Consider the following 25,279-nt stretch of genomic DNA (forward strand, 5'->3'; position numbering starts at 1 on the left):
CCTTACCGAAGCCACGGATCGTCCATCGCTTTTATATACCGTCAAAATTGAGTGAGGCTTACTGAAGAGCCGTATGCGGAAAATCCGCACGTACGGTTCCGTGAGGGGCATTGAAATATATGTCTACTCGACAAGTTAAAAAGCGAAGAGTTTTAAATTTGTAAAGATTGGTACGAGGCTATGAAAAAAATCAAAATTGTTTCTCTACTAACACTCTGTGTTTTTTTTATCATTTTTGTTTTTCAGAATTCTACGGTGATTCGGACAAAGTTTCTTATTTTTGAATGGGATATGCCCAAGGCGCTTTTGATTTGTCTCTCCCTTTTGGTGGGAGTCATTTTGGGACTTTTTGCTTCGATGAGAAAATAATGATACGATCCCGTCCCTTGCCCCAGCCTCGAACGCACAAAACTAAGATTGTTTGTACCTTAGGTCCTGCTTCAAGCTCTTATTCGATGATTCGTAAATTGGCGGAAGCTGGGATGGATGTTGTGCGGCTTAATTTTTCGTATGGGGCTTATGCGCAGTTTGAACGCGTTATTTACGATATTCGGCGTGTGGAAAGAATCTTAAAAAAGCCAATAGGTATTTTACAGGATCTTCAAGGTCCCCGAATTAGATTAGGTGAACTCCCGTCGCCTCTTCAGGTCAAAGAGGGCGATTCCATTTTATTTTCTTCTCGCTCTTCTTCGTCGGATACTGTTCCTCTGATTTATGCTCATCTGACTCAAAATTTGGAAAAAGGAAATCGTATTTTGATTGGGGATGGAGCCTTGACTTTTAAGGTGGAGAAGATTCATTCTAAGGGAGTTTCAACTGTTTCCTTATCAAAGGGGATTTTAAAATCTCATCAAGGGGTTCATTTTCCAGACAGTGAAGTTCATATTCCGTGTCCTACCGAGAAGGATTATAAGGATTTTGAATTTGGTCTTCGGCAAGGGGTCGATTTTGTTGCCCTTTCTTTTGTCAAATCTCGAAATGATCTTGAGCGTCTTCGACAGAGAATGAAGCAATCAGGACATCAGCCGCATCTTATTTCAAAAATTGAAAGACCTCAAGCCATTGAAAATCTGGATGAAATTTTAGGGGCCAGTGACGGGACGTTGGTGGCTCGAGGGGATTTGGGACTTGAAATGGGGCTTGAAGAAATTCCCATTTTGCAGAAAAAAATCATCGGACGGGCAGCTTACTTTGGAAAATATGTCATGACGGCGACCCAAATGCTTGAGTCCATGATTGAAAAGGAGAATCCGACTCGGGCGGAGGTTTCCGATGTGGCCAATGCAGTTTTGGATGGGACGGATGCGGTCATGCTCTCTGGAGAAACGGCTGCAGGCCAGTTTCCAGTGGAGTCGGTTCAAATGATGGCCAAAATTCTTGAAAGAGTTGAAAGAGAAATTCCCTTGATTAAATTAAAAGTGGGTGAGGGAAATCCGGCTTTAAGTGCTTTCGGGTTTGCTCAAGCGGCCAGTGAGATTGCCGAAAAGATGAAAATAGACCGTATTGTTCCCTTTACTTTTTCGGGGAGCACGGCCCTCAGGGTTTCAAAATTTAGACCGCAAGCTTTGGTGATTGCCATGACCCCCCAGGAAAGTACCTGGCGAAAGATGACTCTTTTTTGGGGGGTGATTCCCCTTTTAACCCCCATGGTTAAAAATACAGATCAAATGTTTAGTCTTGCTCGGCGTGAACTTAAAAAGCGAAAACTGGTAGGAAATTCAAAATCGATTGTCTTGATTACAGGGATTCCTATTCAAAAACCTGGGATTACTAATTTGTTAAGAGTGGATGAGGTTTGATGATGCGTATTCTTTATGTGAAAGATTTATTAAGATGGTTACTGAAAAATCAACCTGGAGGCTAAAATGATTATTTGGAGCGGGTTAGGGTTTTTAGTTGCGGTCATTACTTTTGCCATGCTTGTTCTAACGGAGTTAGGCGCAAAAGCGATGTTTAATCTCTCTTATTATCAGGATCATGGCTGGCCAAAGATGTTTGCCTTCGTTGTGTCCGGGGTTATGGTATGGGTGCTGGGCCGATTCCTCTCCAAAAAGCCGGGCAGAGTTGTGATCGATAAAGGAACAGGAAAAGAATTGGAGTTGAAGAAAGGGCATTCGTTGTTTTTTATTAAGATGGAATATTGGGGCCCTATCCTGATCGTCATTGGAATGGTGCTCTTGTTTGTAAAGCTCTGAAAGGGAGGAGATTCATGCATAAGTTGGTGCTTTTGAGACACGGGGAAAGTACGTGGAATAAAGAGAATCGTTTTACCGGTTGGACGGATGTGGATTTATCAGAGAAAGGCGTTGAGGAGGCCAAGAGAGGTGGGCAGCTTCTTAAAAAAGAGGGTTTTGTTTTTGATGTGGCCTATACTTCGCTTTTGAAACGGGCCATCAGAACATTGTGGTTGACACTTGACCCAATGGATTTGATGTGGATTCCAATTTATCCTCACTGGAAGTTGAATGAGCGGCATTATGGGGCGCTTCAGGGGCTCAACAAGTCTGAGACCTCAGCAAAATATGGAGAGGAGCAAGTGCTTATCTGGAGACGAAGCTATGATGTCCCTCCGCCAGTTTTAGAAAAAAAAGATCCTCGCTATCCTGGGAATGATCCTCGTTATCAACATTTAAAAGATGATGAGCTTCCTCTGACAGAATGTCTGAAAGATACGGTGGATCGGGTTATCCCCTATTGGAAAGATGTCATTCTCCCAGTGGTAAAATCAGGAAAGCGTGTGATCATTGCAGCCCATGGCAATTCTTTAAGGGCCTTGGTCAAATATTTGGATCAGGTGAGTGATGAAGAGATTATTGCGCTTAACATTCCCACAGGAATGCCTTTGGTCTATGAACTCAATGATCAGCTAAAACCTATTCGCCATTATTATTTGGGGAATCCAGAAGAGGTAAAAAGGGCGATGGAGGCGGTGGCAAATCAAGGGAAGGCTAAAAAATAGTTCAAGGTTTAAGGTTTAAAGATAAAAAGCAAGGTTGAAGGCGGAAGGTCGAGGGTCGAAGGAAAAACATAAAGACATCTGGACGCTAGAAGAAAGGTTCAAAGTGCAGAGAGAAAAATTTTAAGTTTTAAATCCTTAAACTTTGAACTTTAAACCTTAAACTGTTTTTTTAGGAGCCATCCATGCCATTCCCCAATGGATTTTCCTTCCAGGATTTTCCAGTTCTTGTGTGATTGGAGCCAGGGGAGAAATTCTTTAACTTGGCTTTCTTCAATACCCGCAAGGATGAGATTTTGATTCGTGAGTTGTTCTAGTTCTTTCCAGTTTTTTTTAATATCGAGCGCGGTTAGATTAGCCAAGACAGCTGAATAGCCCTTTTTGGATTTTATCTTTTGCAGAGGGCTTGCAATAAATTTTATTTTTTGAGCCACGCGGTTTAAGCGGGCATTTTTTTGAGAAATCAAAATAGCTTCTGGATCCATGTCGAGGGCCAGAATTTCTTGAATTCCGAGTTTGGCAGCTGCAATAGAAAGAATTCCAGAGCCGCAACCCACATCGCAAATGCTCTTCCAATCGTGAGCCTGTTGGACCAGCCATTCGAGGCACATCTGAGTTGTGGCGTGATGGCCTGTTCCAAAAGCCATATCCGGGTCTAGCCTGATCACTTTTTCTCCTCTTCGTTTTTTATATTTAAGCCAGAGAGGCTGGATGACAAGTTTATTTAAAATGCGAACATTTTTTAAGCCCTTCTTCCATCGAAGGGCCCATTGATTGGAAGAAATAGATCTCATTCTAAAATGGGTGAAGATGGGAGTTTGAATTTGAATTAATTTTTTCTTGAAGAGAAGCGCTTCTGAATCAGTTTTGGCATAAATTTTTGCCCAATATTCTTCTCTTTCAGGTTTTGCTTCAATTTTTGCTTCTAGGGTAGCTCCAAAACCACAAGAATCAACTAAAGTGGAAAGGACAGCATCGGGGTCCTTTGTTTCAAAACGACATTTAAGTTCGATCATGGTTTGATGTTTCATCTCAAGATAAGAAAAGCTTGTCACGAAAAGAGTGGAATCGACGACTGACCTGGAATGCTTGGGCATGAGACATGATGATGAGATAAGCGAGAACATGATGGACCAGAGGAGGGATTATTTTAATATAAGTACATCCGGCAATCATCGCGTTCAAGAGAAGAAAAATCATGGACATACCGCAAGCAGCAAAAAGTTTCTTTTTAATGGATTTGGCTTCTTCAAGGATTATAGGTGGAATTTTATCGAGTTTGTTTTCTTCTATCAATCGGTCCCGGGTTCCTAAGAAATAGGAAGTGGACATTTGATCGACCAGAACTCCTAAAAATGTTGATGCCAGTCCAATGACAAAATGCAATGTGAAAAATTGAGGTTGTCCCAGTTGGACATAACCCAGAATGAGGTTTGTAATAAACCCCAAGAGTGATAGAGTAAATAAAAATTGAATGACAAATGGCATGCGCAGATTATAGCATAATCATCATTATGAATAATCCAAAGATCAAATATCAAAAATCTTGTCGGACAATCCAAAATTTAAAATGTCTCCCTTGCAGTAGCATTAAAAATTTTGGATTTTAATATGTCATTTTGCATTTTGGTTTTTGAATTTTAAATTAACAATGAGAACTTGAGGATGGTTGATCATGACTTCAGCTTCATTAATAGTGGCCGATTCAGAAAAAGATTCAAATCTTTATTACGCAACCGGTTTTCTTGCGCCGGATCCCTTTATTTATATTGCTCTCAATGGGAAAAAAATTCTGATCATGGGCGATCTTGAACTGGATCGTGCGAAACTTCAGGCCGAGGTCGACGAAGTCATTTCTAGCACAGAAATTTTAATGAGGCTTCGATTGAAAAGAATTGCCCAACCCAAATCGGTCGATATGATTGAGTTTGTTCTGAAAGAATTAGATGTGAAAGGAATTCTCGTTCCCGGAAATTTTCCAATTGAATATGCCGATCCTCTCAGAGAAAAGGGTTTTTCCATTTCTTTTAAGCGAGAACCCTTTTTTGAAGAACGCTTGATCAAACGCCCTAAAGAAATTGAGGCCATTTGTCAGACTCAAAGAGCTACTGAAGAAGCGGTTGAAGAGGCGGTGGAGGTGATTTCCTCGAGCAAGATTCGCGGGGAATTTCTTTATCATCATGGGGAGATTCTGACCTCTCGGAAAATTAAAGAGATTTTACATTTAAGTTTGATGCGTCAAAATTGTATAGGACAGTACACCATTGTTGCGTGTGGAACGGATGGGGTCGATCCTCATAACGAAGGATCGGGACCTTTAAAGGCTCATCAATCCATCATTCTAGATGTTTTTCCGCGTTCGATGACCACCCGTTATTTTGCGGATATGACTCGGACCGTGGTCAGGGGAAAGGCCTCTCCCAAACTAAAAAAAATGTATCAGGCCGTGTTGGAAGGGCAAGAGATTGGATTTAAACAGGTTCGAGAGGGGGCCGATGGCCGATCGATTCATCAAATGATTCTTGATCGATTTAAATCGCTTGGATTTGAAACGGGAAAGATCGATGGCCGCTTTCAGGGTTTTTTCCATGGGACGGGGCATGGCGTGGGTCTCGATATTCACGAGCTACCCAGAATTGGATCTCTCTCAAATATTCTTCAGGCAGGACAGGTGGTGACCATTGAACCTGGGCTTTATTATTTGGACGCGGGTGGGGTTCGATTAGAAGACATGGTTCTTGTGACCAAAGAAGGATGTGAGAATTTGACGCGTTTTCCAAAGGAGTTAGAAGTGGAGTAAATAAAATCCAAAAATCAAACATCAAAAATCTTGTCGGACAATGCAAAAATTAAAATGTCTCCCTTGCAATGGCATTAGAAATTTTGGATTTTGATTTGTCATTTTGCATTTTGATTTTTAATTTTTGATTTATGAAAAGGAATTTGTCATGCTTTTGAAGGAAGATCTAAAAATATCCCCCGAACCCATCGTCCGCCTGGAGAATTCTTTTCAGGATTCTTACAATAATTTTGTAGCGACGGCTCGGACTTGTTATTCATCTAAGGTGATTACCTCCCAGGATGTCTCTAAAGATGAGAAGGCCCAAGAGAGAAGAGATGCCATTGCACAAAGTATCTATAAAGCGGGGCATCACACGACACTTCAACACGCCACGTTTCAATTTGTTTTGGAGAGAGTGTCGCGTCAATTTATTTGGTCCTTTTTGCATAGCCATCCCTATTATAATTCAGAGCAGGTGAGTCAACGCTATGTTGAAGTGAAGTCTGACCGATTTTTGATTCCTCCTTTATCTGACTCGGCCCAAGCTCTTTATTTAGAAACCATTCAAATGCAGATGGAGGCCTATCATGCCTTGATGAAGCTTGTAGAGCCTACCCTTGCTCAAGAATTTAAAAGAATTTTTCCAGCTCGCAATCTAGAAGAAAAAAGATGGCAATCGGTTCTGAAGAAAAAAGAGCAGGAAGTGGCTCGCTATGTCCTTCCGGTTGCGACCCATGCCCATCTTTATCATACGGTGAGTGCCATTACTCTTTTGAGATATTACCGCCTCTCGCAGCAGTGGGACACCCCTTTAGAGACAAGGATGGTGGTTCAAAAAATGGTGGATGAAGTTTTGAAGATAGAACCTCAGTATCTTAAACTTTTAGAAGATCCCCTCCCTTTAGACCAGACCCCTGAATACGAAGTTTTTTTAAATTTTCATGAGAAAAATCGGGTTCATGAAAATTTTGTGAAAGAATTTGATGAAGATTTGGGGCCTCTCAGATCTAAATTAATCGATTATAAAGAGAAAGGGGAAGAAAGCCTTGCCCAGGCCGTGCGAACGGTATTGGGCTTGCCGAAGCATGAGCTTTCTAATGCTGAGGCGATTGAGAGGGTGATGGATCCTTTGAAGAACACGCTTTTGGGTGAAGCTTTAAATCTCATTTCTCTTGGAAAACTCGCACGTACTTTGGTTCATCCCCATTTTACATTTAGGAAAAAGTTAAGCCATACCGCTGATTCTCAAGATCAGCGTCACCGCATGACCCCCGGCTCTCGGCCCATTTTAGCGGGGCACTTTATTCCAGACCGTCCAGACTTTATTGTTCCTGTTGTGATTGAAAAAACATCTCAGGCCCTGGAGTATTTTAAGAATGTGATTGAGAAGACTTGGAATTCCATCGGACGACTTTTGGATCAGGGTGTTTCAGAAGAATTTGCATTTTATCTTTTGCCCAATGCCTTTCCCATTCGCTTTGAGGAATCAGGAGATTTAGCGAGTTTTCATCATAAGTGGACCAGTCGTCTTTGCTATAACGCCCAGGAAGAGATTTGGGCAAGCTGCAAGGATGAAGTGGAACAAGTGCGTAAGATTCATCCCCGCATTGGAAAGTTTTTGGGCCCTCCTTGCAGTCTTCGCGATTGGGCCGGGACGCGTCCCATTTGTCCAGAAGGAGAGCGTTTTTGCGGGATCCCGGTCTGGAGGCTGGAGCTTGAGGAGTATGAGAGGATCATTTAAAGCTTGGGATGCGCGTTAAAGAGTCATAATCAGTAAAGAGAAAAGGATTTTCTTGAAAATCCGTCTTTTTTTTGTTATGGTTCCATTATGGAACCATTTAGGAGGTAGTATGATGAGTATTACTTTGAAAAATATTCCTCAAAGTTTACATCGTTTGCTGAAGCGACAAGCATCTTTAAATCATCGTAGTTTAAATCGTGAAATGATTGTGTGTCTTGAGTCTTCCGTTTATTCTCCCCGTGTAGGTGCAGAAGCTTTTTTGAAGCGTGTTCGGAAGTTGAGGACAAGGATTTCCGTAAAACTAACCGATCGATTTATAGCTTCTCACAAACGACGTGGTCTATCATGATCGTGGTCGATGTGAACATTCTTGCCTATCTCTTAATTCAAGGTATCCATACATCATCTGTAGAGCGTGTGTATGCAAAAGATGCCGAATGGGCAGCCCCTTTCCTTTGGCGTTCTGAGTTAAGGAATATTCTGGCAGGGTATATTCGTGTGAATAAAATGCCTCTAGAAATGGCCATAACGATTGTCAAAGAGGCGGAAGTCCTCATGGGGGCACATGAATATTCGGTGTCTACAAAACAAATCTTGAACTTGGTCGCAAGCTCAACGTGTTCCGCTTATGATTGTGAATATGTGGGATTGGCTCAAGAATCGGGAACACCCCTTGTGACGATGGATCGGGAAATTTTGAAAAATTTTCCTGAAATTGCAACTTCTATTGAGGGTTTTTTAAGTGAAAATCTCTAACCTATTTATCCTTCTTGATTGATCGTAAATAATTCTCTTTTTGCGTTTGGAGTTCTTCTTCTGAAAAGAGTGAGAGCCCTGAGAGTATTTTGACGATGTTTTCCATGCACAAAATTCCGCGGCAGGGGGTATAGCGAATCAACGTTCTTCGGGTAAAAAAATCATCCAGTGTTTGGGCCATTTCATGGGTGAAGGCGTAGAGAAGCTCGGCCTTCATATGAGGATGATGCGGGCAAAGTTGTCCTTGCGTCCCCCATTCCTTTGCTGTTTTTGCGACCTCAAGTGCTCGGGAGCCGTACGTGGCTAAAAGATGTTGGATTGTGACTTGATCGAGATCAAAGGATTTTGAAAATTCTTCTACGGTTGGAATTTTTCCTCCTCCAGGAAGAGAGAGGAGAGCTGTTCGGCAGGGTTCATTTTGATGGAGATGGAGGATCTGAGTCGCTTGGTTCACCGCTCGTTCGGCCAGACTTCGATACGTGGTAAATTTACCTCCCAGAATGCTCAAAAGACCAGGAGAGGTTTCTTCAATACGGTATTCGCGTGATACTTCAGAGAGCTTTTTCCTTTCTTCATGAATAAGGGGTCTCACTCCTGCAAAGGTAGAAATGATGTCCTTCCTCGATAGAGGTGTCCCTGGAAAGATTCTTTGAATTTCTAAGAGAAGATACTGGATTTCTCCGATTTCAGCAGTGACATGATCTGGATCCCCTGAGAAATCCGTATCGGTCGTTCCGACCAATGTGAAATCCCTCCACGGAAGAGAAAAGAAAACCCGTCCATCTTGTTGAGCGGTCAGAAGAAAAGCATGCTCTTTTGTCAAACGGGGTAAAATGATGTGAATGCCTTTGGCCAGTCTCAATTTTTTTTGGGGAGATCCGGTTCTTTTAGCCAAAAGTTGGTCAATCCATGGCCCGGTCGCATTGATTACTAATTTTGCATGAATTTCAAATTCTTGGTTTGAAATGAGATCCTTTCCCAGAATTCCAGAGACGCGTCCTTCTTTTTCTAGGAATCGAACAGCGTTAAAATAGTTGAATGCACAAGCTCCACTTTCGACGGCAGAGAGAATATTTTCCAGGCATAATCGGGCATCATTCATTTGTGCATCATAAAAATGAAAAGTTTTTTTAAGGCCGTTTAAATTGATTTGTGGGACTTCAGTTGAAAGTTGGGAGAGTGGGAAATTTTTATGAGTTTGGATATTTCTTTTTCCGCTTAAGCAATCATAAAGAGTCAGGCCTAATTTAACTTTGAGAACTCCTCTAGAATCCCCTTGATAAATAGGAAGAAAAAAAGACAAGGGATGAACCAGATGGGGGGCTATTTTTAAAAGGTGATGTCTTTCCTGAAGGGCTTCGTAGACTAGTTTAAAATCCCCATGCTCTAAATAACGAAGCCCTCCATGGACTAATTTAGAAGTTTTGCTGCTCGTTCCACTTGCAAAATCTCCTTTTTCAATGAGACAAACCTTAAAACCTCTGAGAGCCCCATCTCGAGCAATTCCAGCGCCATTAATCCCACCCCCAATGATGAGGAGGTCAAATAGTGTTGTTTTTAAGTGGGAAAGCTCTCTAGGCTTTGAATTCATGAAGGATATTATGATAGAATTAGGACAAAGAGTTAAGAGTTAAAAATTAAAAATGTAAAATTAGAGCAGACACAAATAAAATCCTTAATTTTTTACTCTCCATTTTTCTTTCTTCATTCAAAAGGTGTTTTGTGGTATGGAAAATTCTTGTTTGACTCATTCTAAGGTTACAGATGACACCTATCTTCTTAACTATTTTCATCAGTTTGTAAAAAAAGAACCTGTTTCCCTTTTAACGGGTATAGAATCGGAACTCTTAGGAGTGGATCAGGAGACGGGGGAAGCGATTTCCTATGAGGGAGATCGGGGGGTTGAAAAGGTTTTTTATGAACTCATTTCTCGATTTTCTTGGGAACCTATTCTTGAGAATGGGAAACCCATTGCCTTAAAAAGGGGAAGGGCTGAGATTCATCTTGAGCCTGGGGGACAGTTGGAATTAAGCGGAACTCCTGCTCGTTTTTTGGATGAGGTTAAACTTGAGCTAGAAGAGCATTATCAGGAATTAAAAGAGTCCTCTCTTAAATACCGAATTGCCTGGTTGGAGTTAGGGATGCAGCCTTTTAGTCCGCTTAACGAGATTGCCTGGGTCCCAAAAGGGCGTTATAAAATTATGCGTGAATATTTAATTCGTAAGGGTCCTCTTTCCCATCGCATGATGAAACAAACGGCGACGCTTCAAGCCAATTTTGATTTCACGGGTGAAGAGGATGCCATGGAAAAATTAAAAGTGGGGATGGCCCTTTCACCTCTAACGGTGGCACTCTTTGCAAACTCTCCTTTTTTAGAGGGCAAGGTTCCTGGCCCTTTAAGCTTACGAGCTTTAGGCTGGCAGGGGACGGACCCGGATCGTTGTGGACTCATTAGGGAGGTTCTCGAAGGTCCACCCAAATTCGAAAGTTATTTGAGTTATCTTTTAAAAGTTCCGATGATGTTTATACTTCGGGATGAGAAGTGGATCCCCTTAGAAAACATTACTTGGGGTCAATTTTTGAAAGAGGGATTTCAAGGGATATTTGCTACGGAGGAAGATTGGGAATTATTTTTAACATCTGTTTTTCCAGAAGCACGTTTAAATCCTTTTGTTGAACTTCGAAGTGCGGATCGTAATTCCTTAGCCGTCAGCATGGGCCTCTTGGCATTTTGGAAGGGAATTCTACTGGATTCTATCGCTCGAAAATCGGCTTGGGATTTGGTTTCAGAGGGAACAATAGATGATCGAAAGAGATGGCTTCATGACGCGGCTCTCCTTGGTTTAAAGGCCTATATAGGGGGTGTTAAAATGAGCAATCTAGCAAGCCTTCTCGTTCAGTACGCCCAACAAGGACTCAGGCGTTTGCGTGATCAGGCCCTCTCAAATGAAAAAGAAATTCAATATTTAGAAGTTGTAAAAGAAATCATTCAAGAAGGACATTCCCCTGCAGAAAGGCTTTTAATCCATTGGCAAGGTTCTTGGAATCAAAATCCCCTGAAGCTTATTGAGTACTGTAGAATTTAAACAAAAATTTTCCCTGACATCCATTGAACGCCTAAACCTTTGAGCAGTTCCTTTTGATCTGTTGTTGTAACCCCAGATACAATCAATTGACTTCCCAATGTACGGTTCATATCCACAAGCATTTTAATAAGTGTTTGCTGAGTGACATCGGCTGCAATTTTGGCGGCAAAGGAGGGATCCAGATAGAGGAAAGCGGGTTTAAACTCGGACAGGAGGGTTAGAGGAAGAGGACCTCCATAGGATAGAGAGATAGAAATTTGAGATCCTTGCTCTTTAATTTTTTCGATCATTTCTTTGGTAAAGGTATCATTGCGGATTAAGTCTCCCGATCGAAGCTGATAAATGAGGCGATGCAGATTCATCTTCATATTTTCAAAAGGTTTTTCAGGATCTTCCAATAGATTAAGAAAAATTCTGGGATGAAGTCCAACGAGAATCCACGAGTTTTGATTCATGCCATAAGTAAAAATTTGAATTTTTTCAAATAAAATTCTTCCCAACTCCCGTTCCATTCGAAGGTCGATGGCTTCATTGAAGAGCTCTTCTTGAGAAAGGACACTACCGGCTTGCATGCTTCTGAGCAGGGTTTCATGCCCCTGAGGAACATTGGTTTCAACGTCGACAATGGGTTGAAAAAAAAGATTAATCTTTTTTTCATGAATGGCGTGTGCCATTTTTTCAAGTTCTCTGGAAGGGTTGAGAAGGGCGTGGTGATTGGATCCAATAGGCTCTGAACCTCTGCGGTCTTTAACGCAGTTAGATCCATGGAGTGTTTTGACATATTTTTTAAGCTCTGCTGCAATCGCATTCACTTCCCCAATATGGGTCAGTTTCCTTTTTTCATTGGTGACCACCGCAATCGAAAGCGACATCAGTGGAAACTCTCTCAAGATGCCTTGACGATCTTTGATCACAATGCATCCTCTTTCTCGATCCTCTCGATTATAAAAGTGTGGAGAAAGAATGTCAAATTGATGAATGATTTCTTTTGAAAGAAGGTCCATATGGTTGGGATCACTGATGATCACAAAATCATCCCCCCCGATATGGCCGACAAAATCAGTTGGATTTCCTTTCTCTTTCACAATAGGGGAGAGAAGATCGGCGAGGCTGCGAATCGCATCATCCCCCCGTTCAAACCCATATTCATCATTAAAAGATTTAAAATAATCGATGTCTAAGTGAGCAATGGCAAAGGGCTCATTTTTTTCAAGACGGTATGCAATCTGTTTTTGAATGGCATTGTTGCCAGGGAGTTTAGTGAGTGGATTGGCATCTAAAACAGTATAAGTCCGATTGAGAATCATCCAGATGCGAGCCAGCAATTCTTCAGGCTCAAACGGTTTCGTCACGTAATCGTCCGCCCCGCTTTTAAGGCCAGAGATTTTTTCTGAGGATTCTCCACGTGCGGTAAAATAGATAATAGGGACATGCCATAAATTCCGGTCCTCTTTGATTTGCTTACAGACTTCAAAACCGTCGATTCCGGGGAGCATGAGGTCTAATAGAATGAGATCCGGCTTTGTCTCTCGGATGAGAACAAGTCCTTTCTCTCCGTCTAAAGCGGTGAAAACCTCAAAGCCCCGTCTCTTTAGAAATGCCTGGGTCACTTCAAGAATGTCTTCATCGTCATCAATCATAGCAATTTTAGGCTTTTCGTTTTCCACGTCAGGCCTCGGGTGATGTAATATCCTATATCCTAATTATACGCTACTTAGAGACTCGGTCAAGAGGATGAAAAAACTTCAAAGAAAAAGCATTTCAGGTATTTGGTTTCTGGAATAGATAAAACAATCGGATGATCGATTGCTTGGGTCCCTTGATTTATTTGATACAACATTCGGTGAGCATCTTGAGCTGCATTCAAAATAGTTTGTTGAAATGTTTTTTCGTCCACATGGTGGGAACAACAGGCGCTCACCAAAATCCCTCCCTCTCGAAGCATTTTAAGGGCTCTGAGATTAATTTCTTTATAACCTCTCAGGGCTCGCTCGAGATGGGCTTTGCTTTTTGTGAAAGAAGGGGGATCCAAAATAATGAGATCAAATTTTTTATCCTCTAAGGAAGAAGATTTCAAAAGATCAAAGGCATTTCCAAGTTGTCCCTGCCATCGATCTTGAACTCCATTTAATTTAGCATTTTCTTGTCCAAGGGCGAGGGCCTCCTCGGATATTTCGAAGGCCAGAACACTTTTGGCTTCCTGAACGAGGCTCGCCACAGCAAAACCTCCTGTATAAGAAAAGCAATCTAATACCTCCTTACCCTTTGTATACCCCCTTAAGGCTTTTCGGTTTTCCCTTTGATCGAGATAAAAGCCCGTTTTGTGCCCTTGGGAAATATTCACCCAAAATCGAATTTTGTTTTCCTCTATTTCGACGAGGGGGGGCGTTTCTCCTTGAAGAGTTCCTTGCAGGAGGGGAAGCCCTTCCCATTGACGCGAAGGAAAGTCATTTCGTTCATAAAGTGATTTTGGGGAAAATAAATCTTTAATTAATTGAATAAGGAGAGGTTTTTGGAGTTCCAATGCGAGTGTCGAAATTTGAAGCACAAAATGTCCAGCGTATTCGTCCAAAATTAAACCAGGAAGCTGGTCCGATTCACTGTTGATCCATCGGATCGCGTTTGTTCCTTCGATATGGCGCTTACGCCAAGAAATGGCATCTTCAATTCTTTTCTTAAAGAAAGGGAGATCGATGGATTCTTCATGATGGGTCAAAAGGCGTAGGGTAATTTCAGATTTTGGATTAATAAAGCCTGTACCAATTTTTTTCTTTCGGTCAGAAATCACAAAAACGGCATCGCCGGGCTGAATCCCTGGACTCATGCCTTTGATTTGAGATCGATAAATCCAGGGATGCCCTCTTAAAACCCGATCGATCCCTTTAGAATAAAGGGTGACTGTTTTCATTCTTGAAAGGGTAGCGTATGTGCCCCATTTAAGTCCAGATTCTTTGACGCCACCGTCAGGACGCCCTCATTATAATTAATACTGATTCCACTCGGATAGCAAGTGCTAGTGTAAGAATTTGTAGTCGCCCCATTTATGGGGCCACGTCCCTTGCATGGATTTGCCCGATGAATCGGGTGACTACAAAGCAGGCTTGGCTAAAAATTTATAATGAGGTGGGCCTAACCTCACCGTCGACATAGAGCAGGAAAAAAGATATAGTAGTTGAAAAGGAGGGCTTATGTCAGAGGATGTTTTATTTACGAAGATTAAAACCGATATTCAATCTTCTATAAAGTCGGGGGATAAGATAAAGCTGGAGACCTTTCGCATGATTCTGGCCGAAATAGAGAAGGAGCAAATTGATCGTCAACGTCCTCTAAAAGATGAAGAGGTTCTTGCTATTTTAAGGCGAGGAATGAAGACGCGAAGCGAATCTGTGACTCAATTTGAAAAAGGGAATCGAGTGGATCTTGCTCAAAAAGAAAAGGATCAAATAGAAGTTCTTAAAACCTATCTTCCCCAGCCATTGACCGGCGAGGCTTTAAAGTCAATCGTTCTAGAGGCGATTGCCACTTTAAAAGCGACTTCGAAGAAGGAAATGGGGCTTGTGATGAAAACCGTTATGGGAAAATACGGCTCTCAAATCGATGGTAAGGAAGTTCAGACCTTAGTTTCACAGATTTTGATGTGAAAATTTGATGAAAACACTCCTTCTTACCTCTCAGGATTTAACGAAGCTCATGGATGAGGATGATGCCTTCCAAGTGATGCAAGAGGTTTTTCGCTCCCAAGGAGAAGGAAGGGTCCAAATGCCCCCGAAAATTTATTTGGATCTTAAAAAGTATGAAGGGGATTTTAGGGCTATGCCGGCTTATGTTGAAACCCCGGAAGCCTGCGGTCTCAAATGGGTGAATTCTCATCCAAATAATATTTTGAAAGGTCTCTTTCCAGCCGTGATGGGAATTTTGATTTTGAGTGATCCTCAAACAGGATTTCCATTATCCATTTTAGATGGAACTTTGATCACGCGTTTAAGAACAGGGGCTTCTGGGTCTCTAGCTTCTTTCTATTTGGCTAAGCCTGATTCTAAGGTGTTGGCTCTGGTGGGGTGCGGGGTTCAAGCCCAAGCTCAGTTTCAAGCTCATCTGAAACATTTTCAATTTTTGGAGGTTCGGGTTTGGGCTCCTGAAGAGCATTTTACAAATTCTTTCAAAGCAAAAATGGCTTCTTTTCATTCGAATATCATTCCTTGTCAAAGACTAGAAGATTGCGTTCAATCTGCAGACATCCTTTGTACAACGACTCCTTCTCGAACGCCTTTGATTAGGAAAGATTGGCTTAAGAGAGGAGTGCATATCAATGCGATGGGAGCCGATGCTCCGGGTAAACAAGAATTAGAAACGAATATTCTGAAAGAAGCTTTTTTCGTCGTTGATGAAATTGAGCAATCCCTTCATGGGGGAGAAGCCAATGTTCCCTTTCGAGAAGGGATTCTTGCTCAAGGGGATATTGATGGAACGTTAGGAGAAATCGTTTGTGGGAAAAAATGGCGTCAAAATCAAGACGAAATCACCGTTTTTGATTCAACCGGTTTGGCCATTCAGGATGTATCTTTAGGTTTTCGGGCTTATCAAAAAGCGTTAAAGCGAAAAATGGGACAGTGGATTGAGTTTTTTTAGTAATGAGATACGATTTTTCTGGATAGGGGCGATGAATTTTAAGATTTTTTTGACTTTTTCCGCTTCAGACGTGTCTAATGATCTGAACCCTTCAATCCTGGATTTTGTAAATTTTGTGCTAGAATCTAGAATTGTGAATAGTGATTAACTTATTAGAATTCAAAGACTTAAGGCTAGAAAATGATTTTTAAAAACTTTCAAAAATTCATCAGTATTGTCCTGTGTGTTTCGTTCTTAATTTATGATATTTCAATGAGTTGGGGACAGGATCATGTCATAGGTCCCCTCGCTGTGTCGAGTCTGGGGGCCATTCCATTCCAAAATCTATCCGTTAAAGCCAGCTCCCTCTTAGAAAACATTAAAATTCCAAGCGATATCGGAGAAATTGTTGATCAAAACATCATTCCTCATCAACCCCTTCTTTTTATCCTTGAAGATATTCACTGTAATTTGGGAGTGCAGAAGAATATTGAAAGGATTTTAAAACAGTTAGAAGTTGAAAGTTCGAACCAGCCTTTCTATGTCTTTTCAGAGGCTGCAGCGGGTTTCATGGATTTGTCCTTCTTTACTTCATTCCCGGATCAAAAGGCAGTCGCCACCACTCAAGTGAAACTGTTAGAAAATCAAGAGATCAATGGCCTGGAATCTTTTCTCATCCATGCAGGACCTCAGAAGACGATCGGATGGGGTGTTGAGGAGCTAGGGACGTATGTAGACAATGTGAAATTAATGAAACAGTTGATGGAGGAGCGTGAGCTTCAGTCGCATGAATGGGAAAATTTAGAAGAGACGTTTAAAAATTTAAGACAGAAAATTTATTCGAAAGAATTATTGAAGCTCGTGGAAAAGAGAGAGAAGTATCGGGAGTACAAGATAGGGATGGGGGAGTATGTAAAGGCAGTCAATAGTCGACAGTCGACAGTCGATAGATCAAAAGGAATAAATATATTTTTCCCATGGATTATGGACCGTGGACTGTGGTCTAAAAATTTTCCTCAACTTACTCTTTACTTGCAACTTCAAGCTCTCGAAGAAGAAACAGACATATCAAAGGTTGAAAGCGAATACCTCTCCTTTTTATCTGAATTAGAAAAGAAGCTTCCGAAGGAAGAATCAAATGAAGTGTTGAAGAATGTATTAGAGCATCGATTGGGGAGAATCAGTGATGAGGAGCATTATCTATTTTTAAGTAAATATTTAGACCCGGAAGATGGAGAGGGTTTCTCCCCTCTTTTTTTTAATCCCACAGGGACTATAAAATCTCGAGAGGGGTCGGGGGAGTTAGAGGTTGGAGGAGTGATGGAAGAAGAAGTAACCCCCTCAGTCCCCCTCAAAATAAGGGGGAGGGAAAAACAACGTATCTCCCCTCTTAAGGTAAGAGGGGTTGGGGGAGTTATGGAAGGAGAGGAAGTAACCTCCTCAGTCCCCTTTAAGATAAGGGGGAGGAAAAAACAAAAAGAGCTCTATCCCAACCTCAAGCTTTTCATCCAACAAATGTCCCTCCTAAAACAAATCTCCTGGGAAAAATTAGATGAAGAGATTGAGCACTTCGAAGGAGAACTTATAGAAAATTTAGCGATAGCGCCTCAAGCAAAAGAATTGCTGGAATTGGAAAAGAACTATGAGGTATTGAAGCGAGTGATGACGATGGAGGGGAAACGAGAGGATTTAAAAGCTGTTTGGAGTAGTTTTTGTCCCCTTCTTAATACAATACCCCCTCTTTTATCAATACCCCCTCTTAAGGTAAGAGGGGCCTGGGGAGTTACTTCCTTAAAGGGGCCTGGGGAGTTAGGGGTTAGGGGAGTTATGAAAAAAGAACAAGTAACCCCCTCAGTCCCCCTTAAAATAAGGGGGAGGAAAAGCTTAAAAAGAGAAAAAGAGTACGTAACAAATTTTTCTCAGGTCCTGAAAAAATTATGTGACGAAAACAACCTCCCCTTCGAATCACCTGATTTTGGTGATATTTTCAAAATAGCCCAAAAATTCTACGCAAAAGTCCTTGAACGGGATCAGATCATGTACAAAAAAACCATCAAAATGATGGAAGAAAGAAAGCTTAAATATGCAGCACTTCTGATCGGCGGCTTTCACACAGAAGGATTCAAAGAGCGCCTGAAAGCAGCGAATATCGGCTATTGTGTGATTGCTCCTCGAATGAATAAGGCCGATGACCGCAGAGTCTATTTTCAAAAGATGAAGGAATTTGGATTGGTGGTGAGCGGAGAATCGAAGAGTGATATCGTTGATCTTTTGAAAAAAATGGGCAAAGATTTTCTTTCTCAGGCCAAGCTCTCAGATGCTGATTTTGAAAGCTGGAGAACGCATTCTAAATTCTACCAACCTATTATCGAATCCCTCATGACGGAAAATACTGAGCGAGGGAAGCTTTTGGGAGATCCCAAGCTTCTCAATTTTGTGAATGGAATTGATGCTCTCATCAAACGCGGCGGGGTTTTTAAAAGTTTAACAGAAAGTTATTTAAAAAAGGCCCTGGGAAAAGATGATTATCAGGAGTTTGCACAGTTTCTTAAATCTGAAAATGCTCAAAGTGGAAAAGCTCAGAGTAAATTGGAGAATGCAGGTGTAGCGACACAATGGGCTTATGCAACAGGGAGAACCTCAGAAGGGCCTCCCGTAGAGGTTCAGGCTCCGGCAGTTGAAGCAGGTTCAGAATCTGCTCTAAGAGAGGAAGTAAGTCAGCCCTCTGCTGAGAAAGTTGAGTTTGGTCAAAAAAGAGGTCCATCCAAAATTCCAGCAGGACTTGTAGGGCTTTTGCTAGCGGTCTTTGCTGGAAGATTAGCTTATGGGGCAGAGGCAGGTGGCTCGGTTTTAGCGAGCAGTGGGATCAGTTTCTTTGGTTTGCTTTTAGTCAGCATGGTTTTATTGAATGTTGCTCGTTATCCTTCATTGGAAAGATTATTAAAGAAGATTCAAAGAATGGGAGGGCTCTCTATTCTTGGCTTAGCAGCCTTGCTCAGCTCTTTGGGTCCTGTTCAGCGGGCGAAGGCAAGTGGTGAATCAACTTCAGCAGCAGAAATTTCGAAAAATAAAGAAGCCTTATATGCCAGCCCGAAAAATCCAACCTACATGACTTTCTGTCTACTCACAACTCCGAATCTTCCTATTAGGCAAGATTTAAGCCAGCTTGCTTCCCTTTATGGTGTTGAACAAGAAGATATGAAGAAGGCTTTGCAGGCTGTTCAGAGGGTGGCAGGCGATAGACAAAGGCTATCGGGCTTAACACGTTCTACTTTTGAAAATGTTGCCAAGATGATTTCTGATGCCTTGAAAGATCTCAAAATTAACGATCCAGAATTTTTCGTCAGAAATGTTTTATACCCTTATTTGACTTTCGAAGTCACTCCTTTTTCCCTTATGCAAGATCAGACAAAGAAAGCCATTAGAGAAAAAACGGAAGAGTTACTAGGAAGGGAAGCGAAAAGCGCTTTAGAAGATTTGGTGAAAAGTCACTTTTCAAATTCTATGGATGATTCTAATCGCCTGAATCAAGCCCTGAAAAAGATTGGTTTTCAAGTGATTATAGGACGTGTTTCTCTCCAGATCGGGAGTGAGATAATGGACATTCCAACTCCGCAGCTTTGGAGAATAATCGAGACGCTTCCTGTTCAAGAACAAAATGTAGGGGATATTCTCGTCCTAGAAAGAGCAGGGACGTTTTCTTTCACTCCTAATATACTTGGGTTTTTCCATAAAGAAGCACCGGATGTAACCATTATTTCTGAGGGAATTGAAGCAGAGTCAAATATTTCTGAGGGAATTGAAGCAGAGTCAAAGAAAAAAGATTTGTCCGGCAACTTGCTAGATCTGGAGACACTTAGGCGAGATAATATTTCGATGACAGTGATGCATGAAGGCTATCATAAATGGAGTGAAGAACGGATGAAAGATGTAACGAACGAAGATCGAGAGATTGCTGGGTACCTTGCAGAGGCGATTTATGGACCCCATCCAGAATGGGCTCTCGTGGGTCTACGCACTTATGTCAGGCGTTATGCTGAAGGGGGTGTTTCTAGGCCTGTTTTTGCCAAAATAATCGAACTTGCAAATAGTGCAACTCGGCTCTCTCAGGAGGAAAATAGAGGGAGAGCAAGAGAGTTTTATAGTGGTTACAAGACAAAGAATGGTCGATCTTTGCCACCTTTAGATGATTCTGGTTTTGGGGCGATTGCCAAAAAAATCAATCGACTGATGCAGTTTGAGGGTCATCCACTTCTTTTATGGGGATATAAGCATGCTTCTCTCTTAGCACTTCTAACATCTGGAGTTGGTTTGGGAATAGCCGGATGGCTTTTTAGAAAAAGAAGGCTTGCGAAAAAGAGGGAAGTTCAAATTAAAGGAAATCCTCCTGATCAAAGTTCTCCCTTTGGTCTTCAATCGGTCAAAGGAACGAAGGCTTATGATTATTTAAGGGCGCATAAAGTCCCTCATGTTCTTGCGGTGATCTTATCGGGTATTTTTGTGGGGGTATGGGAGGAGGGGCGGTATCGATACAGTTCCGCGCTTTTGGGAGTCGGCTGGTTTTCTGTTTCTAACTTTTTAACAGCTTTTTATTCCTCTCCTTCAGGGCATTTTTCGTTTTCTCAGTTAGCTGCTCTTTTTATTATGCAAGGATTTGCATTGCTCTTTATTTGTTTACCTTTTTTGTGGGTTCAAGGCGAAAAATTTGCAAAAGATCATTACGAAGTTTATAAAGCGAAAGGGAAATATAATTCTTTCAAGGTTTACTCAGAAGGTCCTGAATACAAAGTTCATTATATTTTTGGCTTGCTCATGGGAATTTTAATGGCCGTTTCTTCCCTCCTTTTCTTTCTTTTCTTTGAAAGCTATTTTGTTGAATGGCTTGGGACTCCTTCTTCGTTATGGACCAATATAGGCCCGTCATCGGGTGTGCATTGGAGCATATTGACAACGACGATGATTCTCCATGCCTTGAACAATATCGCTGTCCAGTTCGGGTGGATAGATAAACTGTCTAAAACTTTCCCTAGCCTCGAGAAATTGAAAGATTGGATTGTGATGCAGAGTACGGGAGGGGGGAGTGAACTCGCTCCAATTGATGTAGAGGAAACGAGGGTGGATGGCCAATTTGAACAGTGGCTCAGGGTGCGAAACGTTTTGGCTTCAGATGAAACGCTTGAGAGCTATGTGGGCAATTCTGGGAAAGAGCTTCTAGATATTTTAGACGTCTTGGGAGAACAATTGAAAAATTATCGCGGTGATAGAGAAATTTCCGGACAGGGTATGAGAACTCTCATAGAAGGTTTGGAAGGTCTTATTAGAGCGGAACGCCCTCAGGATGGAGAGCGTCTCCACACTATTGTGATTGACATCAAAATGATTCAATCCATTGCCGAGGCAGGATTATTGCCCTTTGTTCGCACCATGCGAGCGAATGCTCAAGCAGCGACTTTGGCGGCTGAAAAGGGTCTCGTTTGGGATTTAGAGCATGGAACGATTTCTCAGGCAGGGGAGGAGGGCGAAAATCAGGTTCATATCGCACAAGATATTCAAGAAGCTGTTGGCCCAGACCAAACAGGGATTAGAGATTTTAGACAGAAAGGGAATATGACTGCCTCAGAGGCCATCACCCGAGGCGTGGGGTATCTTGTTTTGGAGAGGCAATGGAGGGAGTTGAAGGATGCAATCAAAACAGTTGTAACAAATAGAATCACAAAAGAGATTAAAGTGCCGATTCGGCTCTATGTGAATGCGGGGATGTTAAAAGATCCTGAAAAGGCCCAAGAGGTGATGGGGCAAGTGGGAGAATTAAGGAAGCTTGAGGAGGGCGGTCAGTCTGTTGAGATTATTTTCTTTAATGCGAAAAATGATCCAAAGCCTCTGAATGAAACTCAATTAGCAAAGATAAGGGAAGATTACCAGACAGGGGATATTTTAGAAGTAGAAAATGGAGAGGATTTAGCAGGTAAGATAGAAAAGGCTAATAATGGCCCCGTTAATTTAAATGAAAAAAGATATATCGCAGTGATTGGCCCTGCGGAACATCTTGATCTGTATGGGCGAGATTTGATGAGTCATCATATTCCAACAGCCTTTGGAAACATTGAAGATTTTGGAGCATTGTTAGCGATTGCTCTCTTCTCTACGGATAGAGATAGACTCAAAGTATTCATGAGAGACGACCTTCACTTTACCACTCAAGAAGTAAACGATCTCCTTCCAGAGAATGGAAGAATTCCCCCCTTCCATCAAACCACTCGCCTTGGCCACGATCTTGACGCCGCCTTCCGTGCTGCGGGGATTGCCCAAAAGAATATGTGATTTGACAGGTTTGATGTCATTTGGGATGGGGAAGGTGCTTGCCAGCGTAAAGACTTCAAAGGTTTTCCGCCCGATTTAATTTTTCTAACACGGGATTTGGGTTTTATAGAGTCATTCTGCGGCTGGTTTAATCCCTGCCAATTTTCGGTCGAGGCGATTTCTGGAGATTCCTAGGAGTTCAGCGGCCTTGCTTTTATTGCCGTGGGTTTTGGCCAGTATTTCTTGAATATGGCGAATTTCTGCTTCTTCAAGAGTGTTTCCAGAAGGAGGTTGGGATAGGCCCTCTCTCGAAGGAAGGGATGTAGCCTCTTCGCGGGGATGACGAATTTCTGTGGTGAGGTCGTCAGGAATAATATATTCACTGGACCCTAAAACGACCGATCGCTCGATCGTGTTCTTGAGTTCTCGAACATTTCCAGGCCAGGGATAATTTTTTAAAATTTCAATGGTTTCTTTAGAAATTCCTTTGACAGGACGGGCCATTTCACGGGAATAGATTTCTAGAAAATGTTGGGCCAGAAGCGGAATATCTTCAGATCGATTTTTCAGCTCAGGCATAAAAATCTCAATCACTTTCAGGCGATAATAGAGATCTTCTCTGAATTTATTGTCCGACATGGCTCTTTCTAAGTTTTCGTTCGTTGCGGCGATAATTCTCACATCCACTTTAATTGTTTCTGTCCCGCCGACGCGTTCAAATTCCTTTTCTTGCAGAACTCGAAGGAGTCTCAGCTGTGTTTCAGGAGCCAGCGTTCCGATCTCGTCCAGGAAAAGCGTTCCGCCATTGGCCATTTCAAAACGCCCAATCTTGCGGCTGTCGGCCCCTGTAAATGCCCCTTTCTCATGGCCAAACAGTTCGCTTTCAAGAAGGGTTTGACTCAAGATAGAGCAGGTAACGGAAATGAAAGGCTTGTTTTTTCTGGGGCTTAAATGATGGACAGTTCGAGCGAGCATTTCCTTTCCCGTTCCACTCTTTCCCCGAATGAGAAGCGTAGAATCTCCTCGAGCGGCCTTCTCGGCAATTTTTAAAATTTCTTTCACTGCTGGAGCATTCCCAATTAAGTTATATTTAAATCCCATTTCCTTTTTTAAATTTTCATGGTCTTGTTGTAAGGCCTCATACGTCCTTGCATTTTGAATGGCGATGGCTGCCTGATCGGCCAAAATTGAAAGGACGGATAAATCATCTTGATCAAATTGTAAATTCTCTTTTTTATTAATGGCCTCAACCACTCCAATCAGTTTCCCTTTTGCCTTCATTGGGACACAGAGAATCGATTTTGTTTTAAATCCTGTTTTGGTATCTGCTTGTCCAAAGTGTCTCGGGTCTTTTTCAACTTCTGGAACGATGAGAGGTTTGCCCTTTTCAGCGACCCACCCTGCAATTCCCTGACCCACTTTGAGGCTCAATTGTTTGAGGTCTTTTGCTTTTTGACCGGTGGCCGTTTTAAAAACGAGTTCATTTGTTTTTTCATCCAGGAGAAGAAGCGAGCTTGCCTCACAATGAAGAAGTTGATTGGTTAAATCCATCATGTATTTTAAGATTTCAGATAAATCGAGCGATGAATTAAGAAGGGTGCTTGCCTTGATCAATTCGGCCAAGACCTCTTTTCCTAATTCACTCACAATTTGTGCAGCTTGCTTCGTATCCATTTCCATGTTAGCCTCCTAAATACGTACTAAATTATTCATTTTCAATTATCAATTAGGCGTATGCGCTTGATTTCCCCAGTTAAGTTTTTGTAGTCGCCCGATTCATCGGGCAGATTCGTGCAAGGGGCACGGCCCCATAAATGGGGCGACTACAAATTTTGCCATAGTGCTTGCACCGAGGGGAATCAAGTGCATATGCCTATTATCAATTGTTATTAGAGTAGTTTACCATAAAGTGCTTCATTTTGAAACAATTCGTCTTGTGGCTGATATTCTCTAAATGCATAACTATTTCTCCAAGAGATAGTTAATAAATAAAAAACATTGGCATCTTTTTTGCTCTTATCCTTCTCTGGAGAAAGGAAGGTGTCTAAAATGAAAAAACTAGCAGTTTTGGTTGCTCTCGTATTAGGTTTGATTTGTTTTAATCCGGGGCAGTCTCAGGCGGATCATGGTGATGATTGGGGATGGTTTGCGGCAGGTGCAGCGACAGGTTTGATCACCGGTGTGGTTTTGGCAGATTCGAGTTATCATAGTCATTATGGCTATTATTCAGATCCTTATTATCATGAATGCTATCATCCATCTTATTACTATCACAGTTATCATCCTTATGCGCGGCCAGTTGTTTATCACAGAGATTATTATGAATCTCCTTACGGTTATTATACGGATTAAATGAAAGAGTAACTGAAAAGAAAGGCGTTGCCTTATGTTGAGAGGAGGATTTATAGTACTTGTTCTCGGGATCGCTTTTCTTTCTATGGGAGTTCAAGCAGGCTTGACTGAAGAGAGTCGTGTGATTCTGAGCGAGAAGGGTGAGACGGTTAAAGAAAATGCTTGTGGAGCTCTCTTAGAAGCAACGGGAATTGGAGAGCCCCGTCAGGGTTATTCACCAACGCAAGCGAGGTTTATGGCGGAAAGGGCAGCGACCGTCAGGGCTTATAGAAATTTGGTCAGGGCTGTTGATCAATTAAGTCCAGTTTTGGCAAGAGAATCAAGTGTGGTTTCCATGACAGGTTTTATTCATGGAGCGAGAATTGTTGAAAAGTCTTATCTTTCTGGGGGTCGAGTTGAAGTAAAAATTGTCATGGATTTATCTTTTCCTCATGCTTCATCGAATTGTGGAGAGTGGGTGAGTGAGAAGGTGAGGGGTCAGGGGTTACCCGTTGATCAGGTGGATCGGCATGTGACAGAAATTTCGGAAGACCAGTGGGTGGAATTAAATCAATAAAAAAGTTCAAAGTTTAAAGTTCAGTGCGCCAAGCAAGCCAACAAAAGCAAGCCGAAATAAGGAGCCTGAGTAAAGGCTAACCACCGACTCAGAACTGAACTCTGCACTTGGAGAGGCAACGAACCGAGTGAAGCCAGAGGGA

Annotated in this window: 20 protein-coding genes; 14 read left to right on the forward strand and 6 right to left on the reverse strand. The window is 42.0% G+C overall.

The features are described from left to right. Positions 1-180: 180 nt before the first annotated feature. The 4 genes from HYS07_07875 to gpmA all read left to right on the forward strand — a co-directional run bounded on the left by HYS07_07875 (position 181) and on the right by gpmA (position 2,959). Positions 181-369 (forward strand): LapA family protein, encoded by a 189-nt coding sequence (locus tag HYS07_07875; protein MBI1871093.1) that lies wholly within the window; start codon positions 181-183, stop codon positions 367-369. Next, a complete protein-coding gene (gene pyk, locus HYS07_07880; protein MBI1871094.1) occupies positions 369-1,799 on the forward strand; it encodes a pyruvate kinase in 1,431 nt (476 codons plus the stop codon). Before HYS07_07875 ends, pyk begins: the two co-directional genes overlap by 1 nt. 66 nt (positions 1,800-1,865) lie before the next feature. Beyond that, positions 1,866-2,195 (forward strand): hypothetical protein, encoded by a 330-nt coding sequence (locus HYS07_07885; protein MBI1871095.1) that lies wholly within the window; start codon positions 1,866-1,868, stop codon positions 2,193-2,195. A gap of 14 nt (positions 2,196-2,209) precedes the next feature. Continuing rightward, positions 2,210-2,959: a 2,3-diphosphoglycerate-dependent phosphoglycerate mutase gene (gene gpmA / locus HYS07_07890; GenBank protein MBI1871096.1), complete on the forward strand. Its 750-nt coding sequence runs from the start codon at positions 2,210-2,212 to the stop codon at positions 2,957-2,959. 149 nt (positions 2,960-3,108) lie between these two features. Here gpmA and HYS07_07895 read toward each other — a convergent pair whose 3' ends face one another. Both HYS07_07895 and HYS07_07900 read right to left on the reverse strand, forming a co-directional pair. After that, entirely contained in the window at positions 3,109-3,972 is an 864-nt protein-coding gene (locus HYS07_07895) for a 50S ribosomal protein L11 methyltransferase (protein MBI1871097.1), read from the reverse strand. A 16-nt stretch (positions 3,973-3,988) separates the two neighbouring features. Beyond that, positions 3,989-4,444 carry a hypothetical protein gene (locus HYS07_07900; GenBank protein ID MBI1871098.1) on the reverse strand — a complete coding sequence of 152 codons (456 nt, stop codon included), beginning with the start codon at positions 4,442-4,444 and terminating at the stop codon, positions 3,989-3,991. A 187-nt stretch (positions 4,445-4,631) separates the two neighbouring features. Between HYS07_07900 and HYS07_07905 the strand changes: the two genes are divergently transcribed. The 4 genes from HYS07_07905 (at position 4,632) to HYS07_07920 (ending at position 8,235) form a co-directional block, all read left to right on the forward strand. Beyond that, positions 4,632-5,756, forward strand: coding sequence for an aminopeptidase P family protein (locus HYS07_07905; GenBank protein MBI1871099.1), 1,125 nt, complete (start codon positions 4,632-4,634; stop codon positions 5,754-5,756). 148 nt (positions 5,757-5,904) lie between these two features. Continuing rightward, positions 5,905-7,479 (forward strand): FAD-dependent thymidylate synthase, encoded by a 1,575-nt coding sequence (locus HYS07_07910; protein MBI1871100.1) that lies wholly within the window; start codon positions 5,905-5,907, stop codon positions 7,477-7,479. A gap of 109 nt (positions 7,480-7,588) precedes the next feature. After that, positions 7,589-7,828, forward strand: coding sequence for a DNA-binding protein (locus HYS07_07915; protein MBI1871101.1), 240 nt, complete (start codon positions 7,589-7,591; stop codon positions 7,826-7,828). Next, positions 7,825-8,235, forward strand: coding sequence for a type II toxin-antitoxin system VapC family toxin (locus tag HYS07_07920; protein ID MBI1871102.1), 411 nt, complete (start codon positions 7,825-7,827; stop codon positions 8,233-8,235). Before HYS07_07915 ends, HYS07_07920 begins: the two co-directional genes overlap by 4 nt. Before the next feature lies 1 nt (position 8,236). Here the strand turns inward: HYS07_07920 and glpD are convergent, their stop codons facing one another. After that, complete coding sequence (gene glpD / locus HYS07_07925) at positions 8,237-9,826, reverse strand: glycerol-3-phosphate dehydrogenase (GenBank protein MBI1871103.1); 1,590 nt, start codon at positions 9,824-9,826, stop codon at positions 8,237-8,239. A 136-nt stretch (positions 9,827-9,962) separates the two neighbouring features. Here glpD and HYS07_07930 point away from each other — a divergent pair, with 136 nt between their 5' ends. After that, entirely contained in the window at positions 9,963-11,321 is a 1,359-nt protein-coding gene (locus HYS07_07930; protein MBI1871104.1) for a glutamate--cysteine ligase, read from the forward strand. Here the strand turns inward: HYS07_07930 and HYS07_07935 are convergent. Both HYS07_07935 and HYS07_07940 read right to left on the reverse strand, forming a co-directional pair. Further along, on the reverse strand, positions 11,318-12,988 hold the full coding sequence (locus HYS07_07935; GenBank protein ID MBI1871105.1) for a response regulator: 1,671 nt from the start codon (positions 12,986-12,988) through the stop codon (positions 11,318-11,320). The genes HYS07_07930 and HYS07_07935 overlap by 4 nt on opposite strands. A 59-nt stretch (positions 12,989-13,047) precedes the next feature. Continuing rightward, entirely contained in the window at positions 13,048-14,229 is a 1,182-nt protein-coding gene (locus HYS07_07940) for a class I SAM-dependent rRNA methyltransferase (protein MBI1871106.1), read from the reverse strand. Positions 14,230-14,509: 280 nt separating this feature from the next. Here HYS07_07940 and HYS07_07945 point away from each other — a divergent pair, with 280 nt between their 5' ends. The 3 genes from HYS07_07945 (at position 14,510) to HYS07_07955 (ending at position 22,250) form a co-directional block, all read left to right on the forward strand. Further along, a complete protein-coding gene (locus HYS07_07945) occupies positions 14,510-14,962 on the forward strand; it encodes a GatB/YqeY domain-containing protein (GenBank protein MBI1871107.1) in 453 nt (150 codons plus the stop codon). Between the two features lie 7 nt (positions 14,963-14,969). After that, positions 14,970-15,950, forward strand: coding sequence for an ornithine cyclodeaminase family protein (locus HYS07_07950; GenBank protein MBI1871108.1), 981 nt, complete (start codon positions 14,970-14,972; stop codon positions 15,948-15,950). Positions 15,951-16,130: 180 nt separating this feature from the next. Next, positions 16,131-22,250: a hypothetical protein gene (locus tag HYS07_07955; GenBank protein ID MBI1871109.1), complete on the forward strand. Its 6,120-nt coding sequence runs from the start codon at positions 16,131-16,133 to the stop codon at positions 22,248-22,250. 111 nt (positions 22,251-22,361) lie between these two features. Here the strand turns inward: HYS07_07955 and HYS07_07960 are convergent, their stop codons facing one another. Then, a complete protein-coding gene (locus HYS07_07960) occupies positions 22,362-23,909 on the reverse strand; it encodes a sigma 54-interacting transcriptional regulator (GenBank protein MBI1871110.1) in 1,548 nt (515 codons plus the stop codon). A 369-nt stretch (positions 23,910-24,278) separates the two neighbouring features. On the opposite strand from HYS07_07960, the gene HYS07_07965 reads away from it, so the two are divergent. After that, complete coding sequence (locus HYS07_07965) at positions 24,279-24,581, forward strand: hypothetical protein (GenBank protein ID MBI1871111.1); 303 nt, start codon at positions 24,279-24,281, stop codon at positions 24,579-24,581. Between the two features lie 34 nt (positions 24,582-24,615). Beyond that, positions 24,616-25,137 (forward strand): hypothetical protein, encoded by a 522-nt coding sequence (locus HYS07_07970; protein ID MBI1871112.1) that lies wholly within the window; start codon positions 24,616-24,618, stop codon positions 25,135-25,137. Positions 25,138-25,279 lie beyond the last annotated feature (142 nt).

Source organism: Chlamydiota bacterium, assembly GCA_016178055.1.
GTDB lineage: Bacteria > Auribacterota > JACPWU01 > JACPWU01 > JACPWU01 > JACOUC01.